Source organism: Alkalihalobacillus sp. MEB130 (assembly GCF_032335535.1).
GTDB lineage: Bacteria > Bacillota > Bacilli > Bacillales > Bacillaceae_D > Halalkalibacter.
In genome coordinates this window covers 39827-65614 of record NZ_JAOANA010000025.1, presented here as the reverse complement: position 1 = coordinate 65614, position 25788 = coordinate 39827, and the positions used below count along the sequence as shown (strand labels likewise).

The 25788-nt window shown below is 39.8% G+C and carries 20 protein-coding genes and 1 rRNA gene; 1 reads left to right on the top strand and 20 read right to left on the bottom strand.

Annotated features, from left to right (window positions below; all coding sequences use genetic code 11):
* The 6 genes from N0O92_RS20055 to rlmD all read right to left on the bottom strand — a co-directional run.
* A 16S ribosomal RNA gene (locus N0O92_RS20055) occupies positions 1–74 on the bottom strand; the annotation flags it as partial.
* A 672-nt stretch (positions 75–746) separates the two neighbouring features.
* Complete coding sequence (locus N0O92_RS20050; RefSeq protein WP_315616418.1) at positions 747–1037, bottom strand: Dabb family protein; 291 nt, start codon at positions 1035–1037, stop codon at positions 747–749.
* Positions 1038–1126: 89 nt separating this feature from the next.
* Positions 1127–2479, bottom strand: coding sequence for a xanthine/uracil/vitamin C permease (locus N0O92_RS20045; protein WP_315616417.1), 1353 nt, complete (start codon positions 2477–2479; stop codon positions 1127–1129).
* Between the two features lie 56 nt (positions 2480–2535).
* Entirely contained in the window at positions 2536–3792 is a 1257-nt protein-coding gene (locus N0O92_RS20040; RefSeq protein ID WP_315616416.1) for a flavin-dependent oxidoreductase, read from the bottom strand.
* 894 nt (positions 3793–4686) lie between these two features.
* On the bottom strand, positions 4687–5652 hold the full coding sequence (locus N0O92_RS20035; protein ID WP_315616422.1) for a tRNA dihydrouridine synthase: 966 nt from the start codon (positions 5650–5652) through the stop codon (positions 4687–4689).
* Positions 5653–6151: 499 nt separating this feature from the next.
* The gene (gene rlmD / locus N0O92_RS20030) at positions 6152–7528 is read right to left on the bottom strand and encodes a 23S rRNA (uracil(1939)-C(5))-methyltransferase RlmD (RefSeq protein WP_315616415.1); all 1377 of its coding nucleotides are present in this window, start codon (positions 7526–7528) and stop codon (positions 6152–6154) included.
* Positions 7529–7773: 245 nt separating this feature from the next.
* Here rlmD and N0O92_RS20025 point away from each other — a divergent pair, with 245 nt between their 5' ends.
* Positions 7774–8070 carry a hypothetical protein gene (locus N0O92_RS20025; protein WP_315616414.1) on the top strand — a complete coding sequence of 99 codons (297 nt, stop codon included), beginning with the start codon at positions 7774–7776 and terminating at the stop codon, positions 8068–8070.
* A 55-nt stretch (positions 8071–8125) separates the two neighbouring features.
* Here the strand turns inward: N0O92_RS20025 and melA are convergent, their stop codons facing one another.
* The 14 genes from melA to N0O92_RS19955 all read right to left on the bottom strand — a co-directional run bounded on the left by melA (position 8126) and on the right by N0O92_RS19955 (position 25724).
* Positions 8126–9427: an alpha-glucosidase/alpha-galactosidase gene (gene melA, locus N0O92_RS20020; protein ID WP_315616413.1), complete on the bottom strand. Its 1302-nt coding sequence runs from the start codon at positions 9425–9427 to the stop codon at positions 8126–8128.
* A gap of 47 nt (positions 9428–9474) precedes the next feature.
* Positions 9475–10296, bottom strand: coding sequence for a carbohydrate ABC transporter permease (locus N0O92_RS20015; protein ID WP_396334566.1), 822 nt, complete (start codon positions 10294–10296; stop codon positions 9475–9477).
* 8 nt (positions 10297–10304) lie between these two features.
* Positions 10305–11231 (bottom strand): carbohydrate ABC transporter permease, encoded by a 927-nt coding sequence (locus N0O92_RS20010; protein ID WP_315616411.1) that lies wholly within the window; start codon positions 11229–11231, stop codon positions 10305–10307.
* A gap of 107 nt (positions 11232–11338) precedes the next feature.
* Positions 11339–12592: an ABC transporter substrate-binding protein gene (locus tag N0O92_RS20005; RefSeq protein WP_315616410.1), complete on the bottom strand. Its 1254-nt coding sequence runs from the start codon at positions 12590–12592 to the stop codon at positions 11339–11341.
* A gap of 308 nt (positions 12593–12900) precedes the next feature.
* A complete protein-coding gene (locus N0O92_RS20000; protein WP_315616409.1) occupies positions 12901–13929 on the bottom strand; it encodes a LacI family DNA-binding transcriptional regulator in 1029 nt (342 codons plus the stop codon).
* A 156-nt stretch (positions 13930–14085) separates the two neighbouring features.
* Positions 14086–14988, bottom strand: a complete 903-nt coding sequence (locus N0O92_RS19995) for a diacylglycerol kinase (protein WP_315616408.1) — start codon at positions 14986–14988, stop codon at positions 14086–14088.
* Between the two features lie 173 nt (positions 14989–15161).
* A complete protein-coding gene (gene gatB / locus N0O92_RS19990; protein WP_315616407.1) occupies positions 15162–16592 on the bottom strand; it encodes an Asp-tRNA(Asn)/Glu-tRNA(Gln) amidotransferase subunit GatB in 1431 nt (476 codons plus the stop codon).
* A gap of 14 nt (positions 16593–16606) precedes the next feature.
* Positions 16607–18064 (bottom strand): Asp-tRNA(Asn)/Glu-tRNA(Gln) amidotransferase subunit GatA, encoded by a 1458-nt coding sequence (gatA, locus tag N0O92_RS19985; protein WP_315616406.1) that lies wholly within the window; start codon positions 18062–18064, stop codon positions 16607–16609.
* Between the two features lie 18 nt (positions 18065–18082).
* Positions 18083–18373, bottom strand: coding sequence for an Asp-tRNA(Asn)/Glu-tRNA(Gln) amidotransferase subunit GatC (gene gatC, locus N0O92_RS19980; protein ID WP_315616405.1), 291 nt, complete (start codon positions 18371–18373; stop codon positions 18083–18085).
* A gap of 238 nt (positions 18374–18611) precedes the next feature.
* Positions 18612–20117 carry a sodium/proline symporter PutP gene (gene putP / locus N0O92_RS19975; protein ID WP_315616404.1) on the bottom strand — a complete coding sequence of 502 codons (1506 nt, stop codon included), beginning with the start codon at positions 20115–20117 and terminating at the stop codon, positions 18612–18614.
* 438 nt (positions 20118–20555) lie between these two features.
* On the bottom strand, positions 20556–21518 hold the full coding sequence (locus N0O92_RS19970) for an ABC transporter permease (protein ID WP_315616403.1): 963 nt from the start codon (positions 21516–21518) through the stop codon (positions 20556–20558).
* Positions 21519–22577: an ABC transporter permease gene (locus tag N0O92_RS19965; RefSeq protein ID WP_315616421.1), complete on the bottom strand. Its 1059-nt coding sequence runs from the start codon at positions 22575–22577 to the stop codon at positions 21519–21521.
* Positions 22577–24106, bottom strand: coding sequence for an ABC transporter ATP-binding protein (locus N0O92_RS19960; RefSeq protein WP_315616402.1), 1530 nt, complete (start codon positions 24104–24106; stop codon positions 22577–22579). The genes N0O92_RS19965 and N0O92_RS19960 overlap by 1 nt, the downstream gene beginning before the upstream one ends.
* Positions 24107–24617: 511 nt before the next feature.
* Entirely contained in the window at positions 24618–25724 is a 1107-nt protein-coding gene (locus tag N0O92_RS19955) for a BMP family lipoprotein (protein ID WP_315616401.1), read from the bottom strand.
* Positions 25725–25788: the final 64 nt, after the last annotated feature.

Sequence of the window (25788 nt, the reverse complement as noted above, 5' to 3'; positions counted from 1 at the left end):
TCAGTCCGCTCGACTTGCATGTATTAGGCACGCCGCCAGCGTTCGTCCTGAGCCAGGATCAAACTCTCCATAAAAATGGTAAGCTGATTAGCTCAAAATGTATCGCTAACGATACTTCATCATTTTTTTAATAAAATGATAAGAAAAAATTGACGAGATATCATGTATCTCTTTTCGCTTGGCTTTTGTTCAGTTTTCAAAGAACTCGTTTTTTTGTCACCTGTGTATCGGCGACAAGATTCATTGTAGCACACCACTTAATTCTGTGCAACTATTTTTTTAAAAATATTTTTTGATTTTCGTAACTTGTTTTATCTGTCGTTATTAGCGACAAGGAATAATATATCACACAGGTCCGTTCCCTGCAACTGCTTTTTTGAAATAAATTTGAGCAGCTTTAATAACTTATCATAAATTCTTTTAAATAACCATAAATTATCATTCGTTAAACTTAAACATCAAATAAATCACCATTTATATATCTCAAATCAATCTACTTTGTCCTTCAACGGCTCCATGAAGGACTTCCCCTCACTAGTTCAAGTCTACTCTGTCCTTCATCAGCTCTATGAAAGACATCTCCTCCCTAGTTCGATTCTACTTTGTCCTTCATCAGCTCTTTGAAGGACATCTCCTCACTAGTTCTGATCTACTCTGTCCTTCATCGGCTTTATACTTATTTGTTCATATATAACTTGGTTCCTTAAACAGGCACCCGTAACAGTTTTCCATTTAATTTCACCCTACTAAAAATCTACAACAATAATATCCGCTAGCCCAAGCTCACTTTTAAGATAATCTACCACTTCTAAATGTTTCGGGTGTGGGCCAAAATTCTCAAGAGCTTGTTTGTTCTCAAACTTAATGGTCATTCCCACTTCGTAACCTTGACTTCGATCTGAAAAATTTCGTCCCTGATGAATCTCAATAATTCCTGGTATTTCCTCTTTTAATTTTAACGTTTTCTCAATTAAGGTATCCACTTGCGCATCCGTTACCTCTTTAGAAAACTTAATAAGTACAATATGCGTAATCATATGCTACCACTCCTTTTTTTCTTATGAAAAATCCTGCTAGCGATAAACTAACAGGATCATTTATACGTTACTAGACAATACCAACCTTTTTATGCAGCTTTCTGATCAGAATCACTATTTCTGCTGAGCTTCTTCTCTAGAATAAAGTAGAGTACAATTCCAACAATTAAAGCATGTGTAGCTCCGTAAGTAGCCAGCACAATAGCTGTAACCATTGCCACCCCTCTACTTACGTCTGTCTTAACATAGCTTAAGCCTAAAGTTATACATAAATATCCGGTTAAAATAAGCGTGATTGATAGCGCAATCGGCAAGAAGGGCTGAAACAGGGTGACTAAAGGAAGAATAAAGCACCCTGCTGTTAACGAGAGTACAAGTGTATTCGTCCCTGAATAGATTGACTCCATCGCTTTTCTTCCATATGTATAACGTTCCACCACAGAAGCTGTCCCAGCGGTAAAGATTGGACCCGCTAGTCCTGCGTGTGGAGCAAACAAGCCATGAACAAAATTTCTTAAAAAAGCAACAAGATGCAGCTTGGTTACATCATAATCAATAATCTCATCTTTTCTGACATGATCGGCACGCTCAACAAGAGTCGTTCCAACAATGATATCTCCGTAAGCAATAATATATCCCATGATGGCAATCGGAATGGCTAGCATAAACACTTCCATACTAGGAAAGCCAACAACAAAAGGCGTGTAATTCCACATTTCAGCAAAGTTAGGAACGGTAATTCCCCACTCTACATTAGGTGATGGATATTCTTTTACGACCCAACCAATAAAAATAGCTATTAAAATCGCGGGCATAATACCAAAGTTCGCTATCACTCTAGCGATTTGACTTTTTTGGTATAACGATTTGTAAAAACTTGAAAACATCATAAACAAGCAAAAAAGTCCACCAATGATTAATGAAATGGGTGTTTCAGCTAAACGTCCTCCTGGTTGAAATTCACCAATTAAAGCAGCCAATCCTGCTCCAATTAAGATTCCCGCTTTTAATGATCCTGGCAGTTTGTGGACAATCGTTTTTCCGATTCCCGTAATTCCTAAAATCAAAAATATGAGCGCGACTAATATATGTACGGCCACTAAGGCTTGGATGGCCTCAGGTCCCGGCTCAAAATTCCCTAGAAAAATGACAAGTAACGGAATCAATGGTGTAATCAGACCTGGAACAAAAGGGGTCCCAAGAGCCGTTTGAACAAGCATGAGCAAATGAAAAACAATGACAACCGCAAGCGCCGCATCATAGGACATCCCTACATGATTTTCTAAAACCGGGATGATACTTAATCCAATTGAAAATAAAACGAAGCCTTGGATCATTTCGGGCATTTCCAGTCGATAATGAATGAGCGGAAGCCTGAATTTGAAAGGACCGATTGGCCAGTAAGGAAGTTCTTCTCCGTCTTTTCGTTTATATAATGCCATTGGTTTACTCCTTATCTATTTGTTCTAGTAGCCCATTTCTTTTGAAACTAGTTTTTCTAGACATACACTTTATTTAATCTCTCTTTATCAAATCCAGCAATTTTCTTATAGGAGTTTGAAATGTTTTCAAGTTCTTCTTGAGAAATGACATCGTGCAAACGTTCAAACCCGTTTGGTGCACGCTCTTCCACGATTTGCATGACACTTTCCGGTCCGTTTTTGCGATTACTTCTTACAATTGAAGCTGTAGGCTCAAGACGAGCTTCCTCATAAGCACGAAGAGCATTTTCTACATTAGGCTCTTTCGCTAACGCTATTCCTAGCGCGTCCGCATCAAGAATCGCTTGCGAAGCCCCATTCGATCCAATCGGGTACATCGGATGTGCCGCATCACCTAGTAACGTTACTCTTCCAAAACTCCATTGTGGCAACGGATCACGGTCAACCATCGGAAATTCATAAACCTCATGCGTATCTTCAATGATTTTTGGAATATCAAGCCAATCAAACTTCCAATTTGAAAATGCTGGGGCAAACTTCTGTTTATCAATTTTTTTATTCCAATCGCTACGAGGGGGTGCTTCATCGTTGATCGTTAATTCTGCAATCCAGTTAACGAGCGCGCTCCCACTTGCTAGTGCTTCAGGACATATAGGGTAAGCGACAAATTTTTGATCCTGATGACCTGACATGATCATAGTCTTACCTGTAAGAAATGGCGTCGACTCTGTCAGCCCCCTCCATAAAATTCGGCCGCTAAATTTCGGCTCGCCTTCATTCGGATAAAATGATTTCCTAACTCCGGAATGAATGCCATCTGCTGCTATGAGCATATCAGCTTGATAGGTACCTAGTTTTTCACCCGTTTTTCTATCTGTAAAATAAACTTCAACGCGATCATCATAACGTTCAAAAGAGCTGAGGTGATGCCCAGTAATGACAGCGTCCTCCCCTAATTCTTTTTTGACAGCGTTATATAAAATCATTTGTAATCTACCTCGGTGTATCGAGTATTGCGGCCACTTGTATCCAGAAGCAAATCCACGAGGCTCTTGCCATATTTCCTGACCAAATTTGGAGAAGTACTTTAATTCTGCCGTCTTTATTCCTGCTTTCTCTAGTTCATCCGCTAATCCAAGCTCAGTCAAAACACGTACGGCATGCGGGAGAAGATTAATTCCTACTCCTAACGCTTTAATTTCTTGCACACTTTCAAACACACGCACTGACGCACCACCGCGGTAAAGTTTCAAGGCAGTAACAAGCCCACCGATTCCTCCACCGGCAATAATGACAGATTTCTTAGTCGCCATCACAAAATTCCCCTCGCTTTATGATTTTTCATAATTATCGCACAAGTTAAGAAGGTCTGTATATACTTAATTAACAATTAGTCCCATTGAGTGGAAGTGTTGAAGGTTTTCATTGGAAACCTTCTCTCTTGAAGATGAATTAAAAAGGTGAAAAGAATAGTGTACGGACATAAAAGAAAAGGTAATGAAAACTCCTTCATGTTTTTCCGTGTGTCTATCCACAAGCACGACTTCTGAACTAACTCTTCTAGCCAACAGACAATCACCTTTACAATACACAGATTCAGCACTTCTTTGTTTTCTTGTAGAATCCGAATATACCGTGACACGTTTTTGTTGTTGTTGTTGTTGTTGTTCTTCTTCTTTTTCTTCTTCTTTTTCTTCTTCTTTTTCTTCTTCTTTTTCTTCTTCTTTTTCTTCTTATTGTCCACTCAACGTCGACGTTACGTCACTTTCAAAGTAAAAGCTAGTGTACAGTTCCCGAATCGACGGATTGGTCACTGCATACCTAACATATTCAGCTAGAGAATGATCCTTGCCCACTTTTTCGTTATCTGATAATTGCTCATCTTGGTAACCTGCAAATTGGTGAGCTTATGTATAAAAAGATCGTAGTCATCCTTTCCAAATTACTCCAGAACCATTGAACCATGTAGAATTTTGCCAATTGTAAACCTCCTGCTTTTATGTTGTAAGTCTTTCATTATGTATATATAGAGGTAAGAGGATTTTCGTAAGGGATCTTTGAAATAATTTTGATTTTCTATAAAAACGCAAAAAGGCAACACCCATAGGAGTTGTTGCCTCTTTTTACAGTCGTTCTACACATTATATTTTTTACTATAGATGAAAGTGGAGGCACACACCTGTTTAATGCCCTGCTTCTTCCTCATTCTATCCATTCTTTGACGCGAAGTGATCAAGCATTTCACGCACATCATCTGTTGATTCTGTGCTCATTAGTTGATTTCTTAGTTCACTCGCCCCTCGAAATCCTTTGACATAAATCTTAAAGAAGCGATGAAGAGCCTTAAACGGACGTAGCCCTAATTCAGAATATTTATCATGAAGATCTAGATGTAATCTTAAGAGATCAAGCAATTCCTGACTACTATGATCTTTCTGCTCTTTTTCAAAAGCAAACGGATTATGAAATATTCCGCGCCCAATCATAACCCCATCCACACCATATTCATTGGCGAGCTTCAACCCCGTTTGACGGTCAGGAATATCGCCATTGATCGTCAATAGTGTATCTGGTGCCACCTCGTCACGAAGTTTTTTAATCTCGGGGATCAACTCCCAATGAGCATCCACTTTGCTCATTTCCTTTCTTGTACGCAGATGAATGGAAAGATTTACAATATCTTGTTCCAATATGTGTGTTAACCAGCCCCGCCATTCGTCTACATCCGTGTAACCAAGTCTTGTCTTTACACTTACGGGCAATCCTCCTGCTTTTGCTGCTTGTATTAATTCTGCAGCAACCTCCGGACGACGAATCAGGCCACTTCCCTTCCCGTTCTGTGCCACATTAGGCACCGGACAACCCATATTGATATCCAACCCTCGAAAACCAAGTTTCGCCATACCAATACTCATTTGCCGAAAGTATTCAGGCTTGTCTCCCCATATATGAGCGACAATAGGTTGTTCATCCTCTGTAAAAGTCAAACGCCCACGCACACTTTGCTTTCCATCTGGGTGACAATAACTTTCCGAATTTGCAAACTCTGTAAAGAACACATCAGGCCTAGCTGCAGCACTTACGACATGGCGAAATACAACATCCGTCACATCTTCCATTGGTGCTAGTATAAAAAAAGGTCGTGGTAAATCACGCCAAAAATTATCCATCATCTTCAAACTCAAATCCTCTCATTATGGGACACAGACCAACCCGTTATCCCAAAATTCCACAAGCAGAATGTTCCTGTTTCATTAACACTTATACCATGTTTAAGCACTTCTTTTCAAACTAATCGAACGTTTGTTTATTTTATTCAAATACCTTCAGATACATTAGACTTTCTAATTTTAATACTATGAAGGATCATTCCTTCAAGTTTTAACCTGCTTTTGTCCTTCAGACGCTTGATGAAGGACTATTCCTTCGATTTTCAACCCGCTTTTGTCCTTCAACCGCTTGATGAAGGACCATTCCTTCGATTTCCAACCCGCCTTTGTCCTTCAGACGCTTGATGAAGGACTATTCCTCCAACATTCAACCCGCTTTTGTCCTTCATCAGCTTAATGAAGGACAATTACTTCAATTTTTAACCTACCTTTGTCCTTCAGACACTTGATGTTAACCTTCTAGCTTGCCTAATAAGAAAAAGAGCCATCTAGGCTCCTTTAATCAATTTTTCATTTCAAGTACTGCGACATTTTCTATATGCGATGAATGCGGGAACATGTCCACCGGCTGCACTTCTTTCGTCACATAGCCGCCTTCTTCTAGCACCTTCAAATCCCTTGCAAGGGTAGCTGGGTTGCAGGAGACATAAACGACACGCTTTGGCTTCATGGACAGAATCGTATCCAGTAATTCTTGATCACAGCCTTTTCTTGGAGGATCGACAACCACAACGTCTGCACGAATGCCTTGAGCGTACCACCACGGCATGACTTTTTCCGCTTCTCCTACAGCAAAATCAACGTTTGTTATACCGTTTAACTCTGCATTTCGTTTTGCATCGGCAATGGCATCAGGGACAATCTCTACCCCATACACATGCTTAGCACGTCGAGCTAAGAAAAGGGAAATGGTACCGATGCCACAATAGGCATCTATAACCGTTTCTTGTCCCGTTAAATTAGCATACTCTAATGCTTTATCATAGAGCACTTTTGTTTGCTCTGGATTTACTTGATAGAAAGAGCGGGCTGAGATGGCAAACTTGATGTCACCGATATAATCGTGAATGTATTCTTCTCCCCAAAGTACCTTCGTTTCATCACCGAAAATAACGTTCGTTCGCTTCGGATTAATATTTTGAACGATCGACTTTACATTGGGGATTTGCTCTTGAATTTCTTCAATGATATTCTTCTTATTCGGTAATTCTTTCCCTCTCGTAACAAATACGACCATCACTTCATTTGTTACTTTTCCTTTTCGCGCAACGACATGTCGTAACGTCCCGCGGTGTTTTTCTTCATCATACGCTCGGATGCCATACTTGTTGGCAATGCTTTTGGCGACACGGATGATTTGGTCGTTTTCTTCATGTTGAATCAAACACTCATCCATATTAATGATCCGATGACTTCTTTTTTGATAGAAGCCAGCAATAACAAGGCCTCCTTCTTCCCCTATTGGAACTTGCGCCTTATTACGATATCGCCAAGGATGCTCCATCCCAAGTGCCGGGTGCACCGTTACGTCTTTTAATCCACCAATTCTTTCGAGTACGTCTTTCACTTGCTTTTGCTTAGATAGAAGTTGAGCATCGTAATGTAAATGCTGAATCTGGCATCCGCCACATTGGTGGTAAACCGGACATAATGGTTCTGCACGGTGCTCACTTTCTTTCTTGATATCAAGCAACCGGGCAAAGCCATAGCCTTTGTTTGTTTTTATAACCTTAATATCAACGAGCTCGCCTGGTAATGTGTTAGGCACAAACAATGTATAGCCATCAACTTTTGCCACACCCGCTCCTTCATGTGTTAAATCTTCTATTGTAACTTGTAGCTGGTCGTTCTTCTTTACTGGTACTTGCTTGCTCGTCATTTGGTTTCCGTCCTTTATTCCTCTATTTCTGATATAAATTGTACCATACCTCATTTATATACCGAAATTCTACTCGCTCTTACTCTTTTCTTATTAGTTTATTTTTTACATTGCAGGTCCTTTTCATTCTATTTAGCTTTAGTCAGTTAATGTAATAAAAAGCAATAATACACTCGGTATCAGTTCCATTTTAAAAGGCAAGCTATGAGAGCAAGACCATCACATTACAATTAGGGGGATCTTCCATGCAACAAAACCAACAAGCTCAACAAGCTCAGCAAGCCGTTCAACAGGCTCAACAAACCGTAAGCCAAGCTCAACAAGCTATCCAACAAGCAGAGCAGGCTGTTCAGCAAGCTACGCAACAGGCTAACCCACAAGCCATCCAACAAGCCCAGCAGCAATTGCAACAAGCTACTCAACAATTACAACAAGCTCAAAGTAGCCCTCAACCACTTCAACAGCAACAAGTACAGCAAGTGCAGCAAGAGTTACAACAAACGACTCAACAACTTCAGCAGTCTCAGCAACCAAACCAATAACCAAATCAAAAAGCAACCATCGGGATTCCTCTTCCCAATGGTTGCTCACAAACGTTTAGCGGTACTTCGGTAACCAATCCCCATGCGCTTCAATAAGATCGTCACACAAAGCAATGATATCATCCATCGATAACTCTGAGTTTGTATGTGGGTCTAAAAGAGCCGCTTGATAAATATGTTCTTTCTTCAAAGTGGTAGCAGCTTCAATTGTAAGTAACTGCGTATTAATATTCGTACGATTCAGCGCCGCCAGTTGTTCAGGTAGATCACCAACATAGCATGGCATAATTCCATTTCGGTCTACCACGCAAGGCACTTCCACGCACGCATTCTCTGGTAAATTGGAGATCAATCGACCTGTGTTTAACACATTGCCCCCAAATTTAAATGGTACGTTCGTTTCCATTGCTTCAATAATGTATGATCCATATTCATGTGATCTTTCATGCGTTAATTGCGTGTTACTCACCATTTCCTCGCGCATATCTTCCCACTCTTGAATTTGATTTACGCAACGACGTGGGTACTCATCTAGCGGAATATTAAAGCGGTCAATTAATTCTGGATAACGATCTTTGATAAAGTATGGATGATATTCAGCATTATGCTCCGATGACTCTGTTACATAGTATCCAAACTTATCCATTAACTCAAAACGAACCATATCATCATGCTTTGTTTTTTGCTTTTCTTTTGCACGCTTCTTAATTTCTGGGTAAAGGTCTTTTCCATCCTTTTTCACTTCTAACAGCCACGCCATATGGTTGATTCCCGCAATTCTTTCTTCTACACCTGTCGGATCCATATCAAGTGATTTGAATAAGTGGTCCGTACAAACTTGAACACTATGACACAAGCCAATCGTCTTAATGTTTGTATGGCGTAGCATTGCTCCCGTTAACGAAGCCATCGGATTTGTGTAATTTAAGAACCATGCATCCGGGCAAACTTCTTCCATGTCTTTTGCAAAGTCAAGCAAGACAGGTATCGTACGTAAACTGCGGAACAAGCCTCCGATTCCAATCGTGTCTGCGATCGTTTGACGCAATCCGTATTTTTTAGGAATTTCAAAATCAATGACGGTGCTTGGCTCATACCCTCCAATTTGAACAGCGTTGATCACATATTTTGCTCCTGTCAAAGCCTCTTTACGGTCTAAATAAGCTTTCACTGTAATGGATGGGTTATATTTGCGAGCCAAATTCAGCAGCATTTGCTCGGAATCTTTTAATCTCGTTTCATCAATATCATGTAACGCAAATTCAAATCCATTTAACGCAGGAACAAACATACAATCTCCTAACACATTTTTTGCAAATACCGTGCTTCCAGCTCCAATAAACGTAATTTTAGACATGTGATGTCCTCCTCTATAAATAAGTAATAGACTAATAGATTTTTGTTTTATCCTTTTACAGATCCTGAAGAAAGACCCGCAATAAAGTACTTTTGTAAAATAAGGAATAAAATAATCATTGGTAGAGACGCCATTAATGCCGCTGCCGCTACTAAGTTCAGATTGTTTTGATTTTCCCCAAAGAAACCTGCTAATGTAACCGTTAAGGTGTGTACACTCTTATCCTGCAAGAAGAAAATAGCAAACTGGTAATCATTCCAGATAAACACACACGCAATGATTAATACCGTTGCCGTTACTGGTTTTAATAACGGGAAGATAATTTTAAAAAAGATTCCTAATGTACTAGCTCCATCAATTTTGGCCGCCTCCTCTAATTCTTTCGGAATGGTCGAACGAATGAAGCCCGCGTACAAAAAGATGGTTAAAGGTAGGTATGCCGCCACATTATTGAATATGGCTATCTCATGCGTATTCACCATTCCCATATTTACAACCAGTTGATACAAAGGAACCAACGCTGTTAATGGAGGAATCACCATAATGGATATAAAAATATAATAGACGACTTTATTTAATTTCGTTTTGACACGTGCTAATGGATAAGCAGCCATCGATCCAACTAAAATTAGTAGAATTGCTGCCCCAACAGTGATAATAAAAGAGTTCATAAATGCATTGGTTAAATTGGCACGTTCCCATGCTCGAGTAAAGTTTTCAAGTGTAAAATAATCTGGAAATACCCATCTTGAGCTAAAATCATTACTTACTTTTAAAGACGTTGTCGCAAGAATATAGAACGGAATGATATGAATGAGACAAATGACAAAAGCTATAATCGTTAGTATCCATTTTTTCGTTGAGCTCATTTTACTCATTACGCCTCTACCTCCTTCCGTCTAAAATAAATAAGAGCAACTAAACTAATGATCAAAATAATCATTGCCATCAGTACCCCTTGAGTAGCAGCATAACCCGCGTCCTGTCTTCTAAAGTAAAGAGAATACATAAACGTAGACATCGATTGTGATGCATTCCCTGGCCCTCCACCTGTTAATGAAATAATGACATCAAATAACTTTAAGCCACCTATAACATTAAGAACAACATTGATTGTAATCGCAGGTGCTAGTAATGGCAGAGTGATCTTTTTGAATTGAGCAAAAGCTGACGCCCCGTCAATCGTCGCTGCTTCGTAATAGTCTTTTGATATACTTTGGAGTCCAGCTAAATAAATAATCATCGCAATCCCGACAAACTGATACGTGTTTACTAACACGATAATCCACGGATTAAAAGATGCATTTCCTAGAGCATTAATCGGTTCAAATCCAAGAAACATTAATACATCATTTAACGCACCACCTTGATACGCAAAGAAAAAGTACCAAATATACCCCATAATTAAAGGGCTAATAATAACAGGCAAATAGACAATTGTTCTAGTAAAGGCTTTTAATTTAATGCTTTGGTTTAGTAGCAACGCATACAAAAGTCCAATGACCGTTTGAAAAACCGTACTACCAATTCCATATAACAATGTATTTTTCACAACAAGCCACGTTGTAGGGTCAGAAAACATTCTTTTATATTGCTCTAACCCAACCCAGTTGTAACTTTGTGAAAATCCATTCCAATCTGTAAATGTAATTTTTATCCCATTAAAAAAAGGGTAAATGATAAACAAACTAACGAAGCACAAAGCAGGGATATACATCCACATTAGGGAGGATTGTTTTTTCCGTTTTACTTTTGGAGCTTTATTGGCTACTGCGACTTTTCTTTCCGCTACGGTTTGACTCATATTCTCAACTCCTTTTCATAACGTTCCATCCCAAATCTTCTATCAAATCTTGTATGAAGAACGGGGCAGTTCGTATCCCCCTCCCCCGTTCACCTCATTTGTTACCTCTACTGATTTCTCAAACGAAGATACTCCGATTCCATTTCTGCAGACACTTGTTCAGGCGTTAACGTATCCGCTAGTAATTCTTGACCCGTTGTTGCATATACATCCCACATTCCACTTGGTAAGTAAACACGATCAAAGTATGGTTGGATTTGAATGTGAGCCCACTTATCGTAAAATTCCGTGTAATAGTTTTCTGTTTCAACATTGGTAATTCCAGCTGGTAAAGACGTTGCTTCAGCTAATTTTTTTGCATTTTCTGGTTGAGCAAGGAACTCAATAAATTGTTTGGCTTCCTCTAGTTTTTCTGAATCTTTAAATACAGCAAATGTATTACGCTCTCCACCAATCCAGCTTGGCTCATCACCTTCCCAATAGGCAGGAACCGGGATTGTTCCTACTTGAATTTCTGGATTAAGCTCTGTTACCGCAGGGCCAAACGCTCCACTAGCGAAGGCAAACGCAATTTTATTTTGAGCCATTAATTCAATTCTCTGAGCTTCACTAGCAGTTAGTACATCTTTATTTAACAAGTCTTTCTCTTGCAACCCTTTTAAGAACTCAGCCAGTGGTGTATAGTTTGACCAATCAAAAGAGCCATCTAATAGATCTTCTTCAAAGTTGTTGCTCTCATCTGTTACAAGTAGCGGCGTAGATAACTGATCTAAAACTTGTGCAATTGTGTATTGGTTACTCCCTGGAATCCAAAGTGGCGTTACTTCTCCATCACTTTTTTCTTTAACCGTCTCCATTGCTTGAACCCACTCATCAAACGTAGTCGGCAAGTCAATTCCATATTCTTCTAGCAAATTAGCATTATACATAATGCCATCTTTTGCTTGGTTAATAGGAAATGCATACACTTTGCCATCCTCGTCTTTCAAAATCGGAGCCATCGCTTGGTCAAAATGTTCAATCCAATCCATATCACTCAAATCGGCTACATATTCACCATAACGATTCACTGCCCAACCATGTGTATCAAATAAATCAGGAAGATCATTTGAGGCCATTCTTACTCGCAACTGATCCTCGTAACCCGTACCTGGAAAATTTACATCAACTGAAATGCCTGTTTCTTCTGTAAAAGCAAGAGCAAGTTCTTCAATCGCTTCCCTCTCAGCATCTTCATTCACCCCAGAATAAAGCGATAGACTATCACTAGAACTACTAGACCCAGTAGAGTCTCCTCCACAAGCTGTTAGCATCATTGCACCCATCAAAATACCAGTAAACGTTCTAACTATTTTTCTCATAATGATCCCCCTACAATCTTATTAGATTTGTTCTCTCATCACTGTGCAACACAACCTACGAGTTCTTCTACCGGATCCCCTCCAAACATGTGAAGCGCTTACAAACAATAACAAAAAATTTTTCTACTGTTTATTTCGCCCTTTGAATTAGTTTAGTAAATTAATTAACTTTATTAAGTAAAATAATAACCTATATTACACTCTGAATCAATGCTTTTTTTTAAAATTTTTTAATTATTAACACAAAAAGAGCTTTTTTTAGTAAAAAGCTCCATTAACATTACTTATAAATTGCTAAAATACTCTCATTAGTTAGTTAGGCGACAACTACTTTCTCTCACAATTAACTTAGTTGGAATCTCGAGTTTAAATGGAATTTCTCTACCTTCAAAGCGATCTATTAAAAGTTTAACAGCAGCCTTACCCATTTCCTCTGTATACACTTTAATCGTCGTTAAAGCCGGCTGGGTAAAACTAGCCATCTCTACATCATTGAAGCTGACTATACTAATATCGTCAGGAATTTTAATCCCTAACTCATGCGAGGCTCTCATTGCTCCGATTGCCATTGCGTCACTAGCAATAAAAAAAGCACTTGGCAAATCTTCTTTCTCACCAGCCTTTTTCATCAATGCATATCCGTCGCTAATGAGGAACTGTTTTGAGATATACATATATTCGGGCTGATAAAGCCCCTGTTTCTTCATTACTTCTTCATAGGCTTTTTGACGTCGGTCCATAATTTCATTATCGTGTTGATCTGTCTCTCTCCCTCCTATAAAGCCAATTTTAGTATGTCCTAAAGAGAATAGATGTTCCAAGGCAGCTTTGGTCGCTTTTTCATGATCAATGATCACCGCATCATATATGTCATTTTTCGATACATAGTTAATAAAAACAATATTGCGGTTCACTTTTTGAACTAGAAGTTTTTCATCTTCTTCACTAATCATCCCCACAACAATTACCCCGTCAAGATGGTTCATTTGAATATCTGTCATACCACCTGAGTTATGACTAATCTTCTTTACCAACAATCCTCTTTCCGAGCACTCACTTTCTATCCCTTTACGAATCGATAGAAAATACGTATCTTCCCATTCGTATTCAGGTGAACAAAACATAACGATCCCTATTTCTCTTTCCCCTACAATAGATACAGATTTGCTTTCTGTAAAGCGCTTTCGAACCGGAACGTAATTTAACTCTTTTGCAATCTCCATAATCCGGTCTCTAGTTTCACTTGTGACAGAAAGGTTTTTATCATTATTTAACACTCTCGAAACAGTCGCCGTGGAAACTTTCGCTAACTCCGCGATATCCTTTATTGTCGCCATCTATTTTCTCCTTCTCACATTCAAGTAAATTTATAAGTAAATTTTTTAGTTAACTATTTATTAGAATTGTAGCATGAGTTATGAACGAACACAATCCATTGTTTAGCTATAAAAAAGAACCTCCCACTGTTGAGAGGCTCTCTGACAATAAAGTTTCTATCTCCGTTGCTTCCGGTCCTTCGGTGTTAGCATTTGAAAATGCTGATACATATTGACAAATTCAGCTGGCAATGTCCCGCCATACTCTCCATCTAAATTTAACTGCATATCTCCTATTACTTGCACCTTAATTCGGTTTGCATGGACATACATCACTTTAGGATGATGGATGTGCTCTCCCCGCAGAGCAAGTGTTGCGAGGTGAAGAAATTCAGGAAAAGATAGTTTTTTAACAATAATAAAATCAAACATTCCGTCACGTAACGAGGCTTTAGGTGCTAATTTCTCGAAGCCACCTACGGAGTTAGTATTGGCAACGAGAAACATCATAATCTCACCTTCAAATAGTTTGCCATCATATTCAATTTTAACCATTTGTGGCGAGATTTGCGGTAGTTTTTCTAAACCTTTAATATAATAAGCTAGCTGCCCTACAGCCGTTTTCATTTTGCTTGGTACTTCATACGTAAGTTCTGTAAGCGATCCACCTGCAGCAATGTTCACGAAATATTTGTCATTGACTCGTCCAATATCAACGGGCTCAAAATGTTCTCCACATAAAATATCACAAGCTCTTTCAATATCTCTAGGAATGTGCAGCGCACGGGCAAAATCGTTCGTTGTGCCTGCTGGAATTATACCTAGATTCGGTCTTTTAGGCAGGTCCGCTAGTCCATTCACCACTTCAAAAATGGTTCCGTCTCCTCCGGCAGCCACAACTAAATCATAGCCGTTCTCTCCTGCCTTTTTAGCTGCTCGCTTCGCACATCCTTCTCCTGTCGTCGCATGCGCGGATGTTTCATACCCGCTTGTTTCGAGTCGTTCTAAAATGTATGCTAAATTTTTTCGGATTTGCTCCCGTCCGGAAGTTGGATTATAAATAAGTCGAGCTCTTTTCATTGCCGATCCCCTACTTTAATAACAGAATTAATTTCCACACTTTGTCAAAGAATCACTGCTTGTATTGTACATTACTTCAAGCCTATTGGGCAAATCGAACAATCTTGCACCTATTTCATAAAAAAATCTGACTCACTAAAGCCACTGCTTTATGAGTCAGATTTGACTATCTCTTACCGCTTTGCGATTTCCTCAAGCAATAGTTTGTTGACCATTGGAGGGTTGGCTTTTCCTTTTGATGCTTTCATAATTTGTCCGACAAGGAAGCCAATTGCTTTTTCTTTTCCATTTTTATAATCTTCAACAATATTAGGGTTGTTATCTAATACTTCTGTGACCATTTTAAGAAGTTCGCCTTCATCAGAGATTTGTACAAGGCCTTTGTCCTTTACAATTTGCTCTGGATTTCCACCGGCTTCAATAAGTTCTTTAAACACGGTCTTCGCAATTTTAGAAGAGATCGTCCCTTTTTCAATAAGTTGAATCATTTGCGCAAGACCTTCAGGTGTTAACGCTACCTCATGAAGCTCTTTTTGCTCAGCATTTAAATAGGCAGATACTTCTCCCATTAACCAGTTTGATGCTTGCTTTGCTCCTGCACCTTTGCCTACCGTTTCTTCAAAGAAATCAGCCATTTCTTTTGTTAACGTAAGAACCGTCGCATCGTATGCTGGCAAGCCCAATTCTTCCACATAACGCTTCTTACGTGCGTCTGGAAGCTCTGGGATGTCTGCGCGAACACGCGCTTTCCATTCCTCATCAATATACAAGTCAACAAGATCAGGCTCCGGGAAGTAACGGTAATCGTCAGAACCCTCTTTTACACGCATTAAAATGGTTTTATTTGCCGCTTCATCATAACGACGTGTTTCTTGTTCAATTACTCCGCCAGAAAGAAGAACTTGTTCTTGTCTCTTCTCTTCATACTCAAGACCTTTTCGTACAAAGTTAAAAGAATTTAAATTCTTCAGCTCTGTCTTCGTACCAAATTCTTCTTGTCCGACTGGACGCAAGGATATATTCGCATCACAACGAAGCGACCCTTCTTCCATTTTACAATCAGATACACCGGTGTATTGAATGATGGCCTTAAGCTTTTCTAAATAAGCATACGCCTCATCCGGTGTACGAATATCAGGTTCTGATACAATTTCAACTAATGGTGTTCCTTGACGGTTATAGTCCACAAGTGAATAGCCACCGCCAGAATGTGTCAATTTCCCTGCATCTTCTTCCATATGAATACGCGTAATCCCAATACGCTTTTTCACGCCATCCACTTCAATTTCTATCCAACCGTTCTCACCAATCGGTTTATCAAATTGCGAGATCTGATAAGCTTTTGGATTGTCTGGATAAAAATAATTCTTCCGGTCAAACTTCGTGTCAGTTCTCACTTCACAGTTAAGAGCCATCGCAGCTTTCATTGCGAAGTCAACTGCTTTCTTATTTAAGACTGGCAAAACTCCTGGATATCCTAGGTCAATGACACTTGTGTTTGCATTTGGCTCAGATCCGAAGTGGTTCGGACTTGCTGAGAAAATTTTCGATTCTGTCTTTAATTCTACGTGGACCTCTAGTCCAATAACGGTTTCGAAACTCATTGCTCGTCTCCCCCTTACAACGTTGGTTTTTGCGTGTGATAATCTGTTGCTTGCTCAAATGCATGCGCCACACGGTAAACAGTGCTTTCATCAAAATGTTTTCCGATAATCTGAAGTCCAAGTGGCAACCCATCTTTGAAACCACAAGGAACAGAAATTCCTGGAACACCAGCGAGGTTTACTGGAATCGTCAAAATATCATTTGCATACATCGTTAATGGATCTTTTGTATTTTCACCAATTTTGAACGCTGGCGTTGGTGTAGTCGGACCAACAATTACATCATAATTTTCAAAAACTTTTTCAAAGTCTTGCTTAATTAATGTACGTACTTGTTGAGCTTTTTTATAGTAAGCATCATAGTAGCCTGAACTTAATGCAAACGTCCCAAGCATGATCCGGCGTTTTACTTCATCACCAAAACCTTCTGCACGTGTTTGCTTGTACATTTCAATCAAGTTCTCTGCATTATCTGCACGGTAACCGTAACGCACCCCGTCAAAACGTGCTAAGTTCGCAGAGGCTTCAGAAGATGAGATTAAGTAGTATGTTGCTAACGCGTATTTTGAGTGCGGAAGGGATACTTCTTCCCATGTTGCTCCTTGTGCTTCTAGTACTTTTAATGCGTCTAGTACCGATTGCTTCACTTCTTCTTGGACACCTTCACCAAGATATTCTTTTGGAACGGCAATCTTTAACCCTTTTACATCGCCTGTTAGAGAAGATAGGAAATCAGGCACTTCTACATTGGCTGACGTGGAGTCCATTGGATCCAAGCCAGTAATTGATTGAAGCAGATACGCATTATCTTCTACATTTCGAGTAATAGGACCAATTTGATCCAGTGAAGATGCAAAAGCCACTAATCCGAAGCGTGATACTCTTCCATATGTAGGTTTTAGCCCAACGACTCCACAAAAAGCAGCTGGCTGACGAATAGAACCACCTGTATCTGAACCTAAAGAAAATGGTACCTCTCCTGCTGCAACAGCAGCTGCTGATCCACCACTAGAGCCACCAGGAACGGTTTCTAAATTCCATGGATTTTTTGTTTCTTGAAAAGCTGAATTCTCGGTTGATGAACCCATTGCAAATTCATCCATATTCACTTTCCCAATCGTAATCGACTGGGCATCTCGTAACTTTTGAACAACAGTCGCATCATAAATAGGGTCAAAGTTTTCAAGAATGCGACTCGAACAAGTCGTACGAAGACCCTTTGTCACGATGTTATCTTTTACCCCAATCGGCATACCAAATAAAAGGCCACGCTCACTGCTTGAGCTAAGTGCTTCATCTAGCTCTGCGGCATAAGCGCGTGCCCTTTCTTCATCAAGCGTAACAAACGCTTTAACTTTGCTATCAACTTCAGCAATACGTTTGTATGATTCGTCAACGAGGTCAGAGACTTTTAGCTCTTTGTTTAGAAGCATTGTATGAAGCTCTGACATCTTGTGGTCAAATAAAGACATGAAGCTTGTCCTCCCCTACTATTCTATAATAGACGGTACTCGAATTTGTCCGTCTTCATGATCTGGTGCATTTTTTAGAACTTCATCAACTGGCAAACCTTTTTGCGACTTATCTTCTCGCAACACATTTTTCATATCAAGTACATGAGTGGTTGGCTTTACACCTGTTGTATCTAGTTCATTTAATTGTTCTGCAAATGTAATAATCGCATCAAGTTGTTCTGTAAACATTTTCGTTTCTTCTTCTGTTACCGCAAGCCTTGCTAGGTTTGCTACATGCTTAACTTGCTCCTCTTGGATTCGTGACATCACTATTCACCCCCGAAAAAATTCGATCATTTTGACAATATGATTAATAATACCAAATAACCCTGCTATAGGCAACAAAGCCCAATCATTACAAGCGTTAGACAACCAAAAAAGGGGTTACCCCAAATGGCCTTTTTGCCAATTGAGATAAGCCCAAATCAATGCGGGAAGTCACTACTTAGTAGTAAACGGCACCGAAATGATCGCTACCAGTTTTAGAACATCGCCTTACCCGTTTTTACATATTCGTTTTTGCTTGCTCAAACTCTTCTTCCATTTTAGCAGATGGGCCATCTCCTACATAACTAAAGACCATAGCTGCAATCCAAGCTAAAATAAAACCAGGAATGATCTCATAGAGACCGAGAATGGAAAACTGTTCAGCAGACAACCCGAACCACGTTTCAAGCTCTGCCCAAATAATGACCGTCAGACCTCCGACAATCATGCCCGCTAAGGCTCCGTTTCTTGTCATCCGTTTCCAGAACAAAGCTAAAATTAGCACAGGACCAAAAGCAGCTCCAAAGCCGGCCCACGCATATCCGACTAAATCAAGAACAGAGCTTTCTGGATTATAAGCAAGCGCGATCGCAATAAGTGCAATCACAACAACACCGATTCTCCCTACCCATACAAGCTCTTTATCACTCGCTTGCTTACGAATAAACCCTTTATACACATCTTCAGCAAGCGCACTCGAAGAAACGAGTAGCTGTGAATCAATGGTACTCATAATCGCTGATAAAATTGCAGCTAATAAAAACCCTGCAACCCATGGGTTAAAGAGAACTTGGGTAAACATAATAAATAACGTTTCATGTGATCCATCCGCTAACGCTTGGCCTCCCGGACCATTGGCAGAAAAATAGGCAATCCCTACAAAACCCGTAAAAATTGCGCCAAATAAAGCAAGCACCATCCATGTCATCCCAACCGCACGCGCTTTGGGAATTTCTTTCACTGATTTTACCGCCATAAAACGCGTCACGATATGAGGCTGCCCAAAGTAACCCAAGCCCCATGCAAGCAACGAAACAATCCCAATAAACGTTGCTCCTTGGAACGCATCTAAATAGGCAGGATCAATCGCTCCTACAGCATTCACCGTTTCACTCCAGCCACCCATGGTTGAGATGGCTACAAGCGGAACAATAATTAATGCGAGGAACATTAAAATCCCTTGGAAAAAATCCGTCCAACTTACCGCAAGAAAACCTCCTAAAAATGTGTACGAAATAATCACAATCGCACCAATCCAAAGAGCTTGCGTGTACGTCATTCCAAATGATGCTTCAAAAAGGAAAGCACCACCGACAAGTCCAGAAGAAGTATAAAAAGCAAAGAATACTAAAATAACAAGTGCTGAGATAATACGCAATACTTTCGACTTATCATGAAAACGATTTTCCAAAAAATCAGGCAACGTAATCGAATCATTCGCAACTTCTGTATAGGTGCGAAGACGCGCTGCAACAAACTGCCAATTTAAATACGCACCAATAGCTAACCCAACAGCAATCCATATTTCACCCATTCCACCAATGTACATTGCCCCTGGTAGACCAAGTAATAACCAACTACTCATATCAGAAGCACCGGCACTTAGCGCTGCTACACTTCCACCTAATCGTCTTCCACCAAGAACATAGTCTGATAGATTACTAGTTAACCTATAGGCTACTACCCCTATCACGAGCATCCCAATTAAATAAACGATAAACGTAATAATTGTGGCTAGTTCCACGTTCACTCACTCCTTTTTCTAAATAACGACACCAATGTAAAAAGTATTAATAATGGCATTGGAATATATAGCAACAACCAAGTTGCTGTAGTTAAACTATATTCCATCTTGTCACCTCCTTTTTTCCGCTTATGCAAGTACTATGCAAGTATATCTACCAACATGACATAAACAAGCGTTTGTTTAATTTCCGGGACATGCTGTCTATCATAACATAAATTTAAAGCAACAACATCCGTTCAAGATTGTACCCATGATCCCAGTTGCATATTTATACACATAATTGTTATTTGCAAACGTTATTTCACCTGTATACTTATAGATATACACCATTGATCATCTTCATTAATTTTGCTATCCCTCTGTTTCAACAAAAAAATCCAGCCAAAGACAAGAATCACCTTTTTGACTGGATCTTATATTATATTGTTTTACTCATTATCGCGAACCTTTGACATAAGGTTTCCCAACAGCCTTTGGTGCATCAGCTTTCCCAACAAAACCTGCTAAAGCTAAAATCGTTAAAACATAAGGTGCGATATTTAACCAAACCGATGGAATGTTAGCTAAAAGAGGTATTTGTTGACCTGTAATACTTAACGCTTGAGCTAAACCAAAGAACAAGGCTGCCCCCATAATTCCAATCGGGTTCCATTTTCCAAAAATCAAAACGGCAAGTGCCATAAAACCTTGACCAACAATGGTTGTGCCGGAGAAATTCCCTGAAACGGTAACGGCAAAGACAGCCCCTCCCAAACCAGCAAACGCACCACTGATCATAACACCCACATACCTCATCTTGTTAACATGAATCCCCATTGTATCAGCTGCCATTGGATGTTCTCCAACGGAACGAAGGCGCAATCCAAAAGGGGTAAAATAGACAAGGTAGTAAACCACGAATACAAGAAGCAACGCAATGTAAGATGTTATATAAGCATTTGAAAAGAACAAAGGTCCTATAATTGGAATGTCACTTAACACTGGCACATCAAAACGATAAATACGATTTTGAATGTAGTCGGTTTGCCCTTTGTTATAAAACAAGCGAACGAGGAAAACCGTTAAACCAACAGCCAAGAAATTTAATGCCACACCACTAACAATCTGATCAGCACGGAACGAGATCGATGCTACTGCATGGAACAACGAAAATACTGCTCCAATCAAGACAGCCGCTAACAACGCAATCCAAGTTGAGGTTGCCCCAAAACCCATTCCTTCTAATGTCAGGGTTACAATAATACCTGTAAACGCTCCTACAACCATTAAACCCTCTAACCCAATATTGACAACTCCAGATCGTTCACTAAATAAACCGCCTAATGCTGTTAAGATAAGAGGGGCCGCGGCGTATATCGCAGCTGGAACAACAAGCGCCAAAATCTGCATGAAATCCATTTAAATCCCCTCCTTCTTAATTCGGTTCATAACCCACCTGATAATGTAACTTGATGCAACAAAGAAAATAATTAACGCAATAACGATATCAATTAATTCAGCCGGTACACCAGCTCGTGACTGCATCGTTAGAGCACCAACTTGTAGTCCACCAAATAGGAAAGAGGCTAAAAAGACTCCTATCGCTGTATTCGCACCTAATAACGCAACAGCGATTCCATCAAATCCAACTCCTGTAAATCCTGAAAGAATCCCCATATAACCATACGTTCCAAGCCCTTCCATTGCACCTGCTACTCCCGCAAAACTTCCTGAAATGACCATGGATAACACGATATTTCTCTCAACATTCATCCCCGCATATAAAGATGCATGTTGGTTAAAGCCGACAGCTCGTAATTCATAGCCTTTTGCTGTCTTCCAAAGGATAAACCACAGTACAACACATGCAATCAGTGCTACAATAATCCCGAAGTGAAGCCTTGAATAATCGGTGATTGACTGTAAAAATGGGGAAGCCAATGAAGCTGTTGGCGAGATGGTTTCCGTTCTTTCGCCAGGCACAAGTAAGTAGCTTCGAATGATATAATTCACGGTATACAAAGCAATATAGTTCATCATAATGGTTACAATGACTTCATGAACTTGAAAACGTGCTTTTAAAAACCCTGGGATAAATCCCCATAAAGCTCCAGCTACAGCTCCTGCGATAATAGCCAGTGGCAGATGAATCATCATTGGTAGCTCAAAAGCAATCCCTACATAAACAGATGCTAACCATCCAACAATGACTTGACCTTCAACCCCAATATTAAATAGACCCGTTCTAAACGCAAAAGCAACAGCAAGCCCGGCTAAAATAAGCGGGGTCATTGAGCGCAATGTTTCCCCAACATAATAACTATCACTAAAAATTCCTTGAAGCAGTGCAGAATAAGCAACAAAAGGATTATAACCACTTACGAGCATAACAATGGCTCCAATTAAAATCCCTAAGAAAACAGCAACTAAAGGTACTGCAAATGACAATAATCTTCCTTTTGGAAGCCATTTTTCCATCATTCTGCTTCACCTTCTTTCTCTTTCTTTCCACCAGCCATAAGTAGACCTAGTTCTCTTTCATTTGTTTGATCAGCGTCTACAATAGCGACAATTTCACCTTCATACATAACCGCAATACGATCACTAACATTAAGAATTTCGTCTAATTCCAGAGACATTAACAGCACCGCGCGTCCTTTATCTCTTTCTTTTACAATTCGTCTGTGAATCGACTCGATTGCACCAACATCTAAACCACGAGTTGGTTGTGCGGCAATTAAAAAGTCAGGTGATCGATCGACTTCTCGAGCAATAATTGCTTTTTGTTGATTTCCCCCAGATAGTGCTCTTGCTGGAGTATATTCACTTGGTGTTCTTACATCGAAATCTTCAATAAGCGTTCTGGCCTTCTTATAAATTTCAGGATAATCAAGAATTCCACCTTTAGAGAACGGCCTTTGATAGTACGTTTGCAATACGATGTTTTCACCAATGCTAAAATCCAATACTAATCCATGTTTGTGGCGGTCTTCTGGTATATGTCCCACACCAGATTGAGTTACTTTCCTTGGCTTAAGATTCGTGATTTCTTTTCCATTTAATAAAATGGATCCAGACTCAGCTTTTCGTAATCCAGTAATCGCCTCAATCAACTCTGATTGACCGTTTCCTTCAATTCCTGCTAACCCAATGATTTCTCCAGCTTTCATTTCAATACTTAACTGGTTAACTGCATTGACTCCACGAGCATCTTTCACTACTAAATCTTTTACTTCTAATACAACCTCTTTAGGAACAGCTGGGTCTTTTTCTACACCAAAATTCACTTCACGACCAACCATCATGGCTGCAAGCTTATCCGGATTCGTGTCACTTACATCTACCGTCCCAATTCCTTTTCCACGTCTAATCACGGTACAACGATCACAAACCGCCATAATCTCTTTTAGCTTGTGAGTAATTAAGATAATGGACTTGCCCTCATTCACTAACTTTTTCATAATTCCTATTAGCTCTTGAATCTCTTGTGGCGTTAAGACAGCAGTTGGCTCGTCAAAAATTAATATATCTGCCCCGCGGTACAAGGTCTTTAATATTTCTACCCTCTGTTGCATACCAACAGAGATATTTTCAATTTTTGCATACGGATCGACTCGCAAACCATATTGTTCTGAAATCTGTTCGATTTCCTTTGCCGCCTTTTTAATATTAATTCTTCCCGCTTTTTTTGGCTCATTACCTAAAATAATATTCTCCGTTACAGTAAACTTTTCAACGAGCATAAAATGTTGGTGAACCATTCCAATGCCAAGTTTATTTGCTACATTTGGATCGGTTATTTTCACTTTCTCTCCGCGAACGATAATTTCACCTTTTTCTGGTTGGTATAAACCAAACAACACATTCATTAGTGTTGACTTACCAGCACCATTTTCACCGAGAAGAGCATGAATTTCGCCTTTTTTTACTTGAAGCGTAATATTATCATTGGCCACAATTCCAGGAAATTCTTTACGGATGTTATTCATCTCAATAACATGACTCACTTGGAACCACTCCTAACTATGTACTAACGAAAACTGTCAATTTAGATGGGGCAATGAAGGATTGGGTGAATAGCAATCCTTCATTGTCCCTTGCGTCTTTTTTAACTTTTTGAAAGGCTGTTTTCGCATACTTTGTTGTTTTTATGGGATACGTGTTCTCCTCATGTTCGTTCCATTGCGCTTCAGCCACTCGCACCCGCAAGGAGGTGCCGAGCCTCCTCGGCTACGCCAGAGGGGTCTTGCCCCTACCTCTTTATTCCCGCAGGAGTCGAGTGACTTCCGCTCCATTTCACTAAGAGGAAAAACTATTTTATAGCAACAATCTTTACGAAAACAGCCTTTTGAAAAGAAAGAGGCTGGGACATAACTAAAAGTATTTAACTGAGAATCCGAACGATGCACAACTATAGCGAAGTATATTTCCGGAGCGATTGCTATGCATCCAAATCGTTTTGTTCGGATATCTCATTACTAAAAACTCTTTTGTCCTAGCCTCTTTTTACACGATCAATTATAGAGAAAACTCTTCAAATTCTTCATCCGTTTGTGGTACTGAAATCTCACCAGCTTGGATTTGTTCTAAATACTCCACAACCGCATTTAAGATTTCTTCTGATAAGTTATCTCTTGTTGGAGCAATTCCGACACCATCATCTTCAATACCAAACTCTAATACTTCACCACCAGGGAAGTCTCCATTCATTGTACGCTCAGTAACTGCATAAACAGCCGTATCAACACGCTTAACCATAGAAGTTAACGTAACAGATTGTTCACCCTCATAAATTCCTTCTTCATGTTGGTCTTGGTCCACACCAATAACCCATACGTCCTCACCGTTTAAAGCACGATTTCTTGCCTCAGTGAACACACCGTTACCCGTTCCACCTGCAGCATGATAAATAATATCAGCACCTTGGCTATACATTGTATTGGCAATTTGTTGTCCGCGAGTTGCGTCGTTGAAGCTTTCAGCATATTGAACAACTACTTCAGCATCTGGATTAACTGCTTTCACACCAGCTTTAAAACCATTTTCGAACTTTTTAATTAACGCACTCTCAACCCCGCCAATGAATCCAACTTTATCACCAGTTGTTTGCATTCCAGCAGCTACCCCTACAAGAAAAGATCCTTCATGTTCTTTAAATGTAATATTAGCTACGTTTGGCAATGGTTGTCCGTCATCATCTGTTACAACCATATCGACGATTGCAAATTGAGCATCTTCATTTTGTGTAGCAACGGTACGTGTTGCATCTTCCATTAAGAATCCAATTGCCCAAGCAAGGTCAACATCCTCACGAATGAGGTTACGAAGATTTGGTTCAAAATCTGCGATATCACCAGATTGGATATAACGATATCCTGTACCTTCTTCTAGTCCTAAGTCTTGCCCAAGCTCACTAAGTCCTTGCCATGCAGATTCATTGAATGATTTGTCGTCAATTCCACCAACATCAGTAACCATTCCTACTGTAAAATCTGCAACCTCTGTTGCTTCATCAGCTGGAGCAGCATCTCCTGTTTCAGGTGTTTCTTCTTCTGCTGCACCACATGCTGTTAAAGCAACTGCAGCAGCTACTGTCATTGTTACTGTACGTAACCACTTTTTCATGTAAAGTCCCCCTTTTTCTTTTTCGTGCGAACGCCTTCATTTGGTACGGACACACTCGTGTAGT

What these genes read in the sequence shown, in the direction of transcription:
- N0O92_RS20050 (WP_315616418.1), bottom strand. Translation starts at nt 1,037, where the DNA reads ATGATTACGCATATTGTACTTATTAAGTTTTCTAAAGAGGTAACGGAT.
- N0O92_RS20045 (WP_315616417.1), bottom strand. Translation starts at nt 2,479, where the DNA reads ATGGCATTATATAAACGAAAAGACGGAGAAGAACTTCCTTACTGGCCA.
- N0O92_RS20040 (WP_315616416.1), bottom strand. Translation starts at nt 3,792, where the DNA reads ATGGCGACTAAGAAATCTGTCATTATTGCCGGTGGAGGAATCGGTGGG.
- N0O92_RS20035 (WP_315616422.1), bottom strand. Translation starts at nt 5,652, where the DNA reads ATGATGGATAATTTTTGGCGTGATTTACCACGACCTTTTTTTATACTA.
- rlmD (WP_315616415.1), bottom strand. Translation starts at nt 7,528, where the DNA reads ATGACGAGCAAGCAAGTACCAGTAAAGAAGAACGACCAGCTACAAGTT.
- N0O92_RS20025 (WP_315616414.1), top strand. Translation starts at nt 7,774, where the DNA reads ATGCAACAAAACCAACAAGCTCAACAAGCTCAGCAAGCCGTTCAACAG.
- melA (WP_315616413.1), bottom strand. Translation starts at nt 9,427, where the DNA reads ATGTCTAAAATTACGTTTATTGGAGCTGGAAGCACGGTATTTGCAAAA.
- N0O92_RS20015 (WP_396334566.1), bottom strand. Translation starts at nt 10,296, where the DNA reads ATGAGCTCAACGAAAAAATGGATACTAACGATTATAGCTTTTGTCATT.
- N0O92_RS20010 (WP_315616411.1), bottom strand. Translation starts at nt 11,231, where the DNA reads ATGAGTCAAACCGTAGCGGAAAGAAAAGTCGCAGTAGCCAATAAAGCT.
- N0O92_RS20005 (WP_315616410.1), bottom strand. Translation starts at nt 12,592, where the DNA reads ATGAGAAAAATAGTTAGAACGTTTACTGGTATTTTGATGGGTGCAATG.
- N0O92_RS20000 (WP_315616409.1), bottom strand. Translation starts at nt 13,929, where the DNA reads ATGGCGACAATAAAGGATATCGCGGAGTTAGCGAAAGTTTCCACGGCG.
- N0O92_RS19995 (WP_315616408.1), bottom strand. Translation starts at nt 14,988, where the DNA reads ATGAAAAGAGCTCGACTTATTTATAATCCAACTTCCGGACGGGAGCAA.
- gatB (WP_315616407.1), bottom strand. Translation starts at nt 16,592, where the DNA reads ATGAGTTTCGAAACCGTTATTGGACTAGAGGTCCACGTAGAATTAAAG.
- gatA (WP_315616406.1), bottom strand. Translation starts at nt 18,064, where the DNA reads ATGTCTTTATTTGACCACAAGATGTCAGAGCTTCATACAATGCTTCTA.
- gatC (WP_315616405.1), bottom strand. Translation starts at nt 18,373, where the DNA reads ATGTCACGAATCCAAGAGGAGCAAGTTAAGCATGTAGCAAACCTAGCA.
- N0O92_RS19970 (WP_315616403.1), bottom strand. Translation starts at nt 21,518, where the DNA reads ATGGATTTCATGCAGATTTTGGCGCTTGTTGTTCCAGCTGCGATATAC.
- N0O92_RS19965 (WP_315616421.1), bottom strand. Translation starts at nt 22,577, where the DNA reads ATGGAAAAATGGCTTCCAAAAGGAAGATTATTGTCATTTGCAGTACCT.
- N0O92_RS19955 (WP_315616401.1), bottom strand. Translation starts at nt 25,724, where the DNA reads ATGAAAAAGTGGTTACGTACAGTAACAATGACAGTAGCTGCTGCAGTT.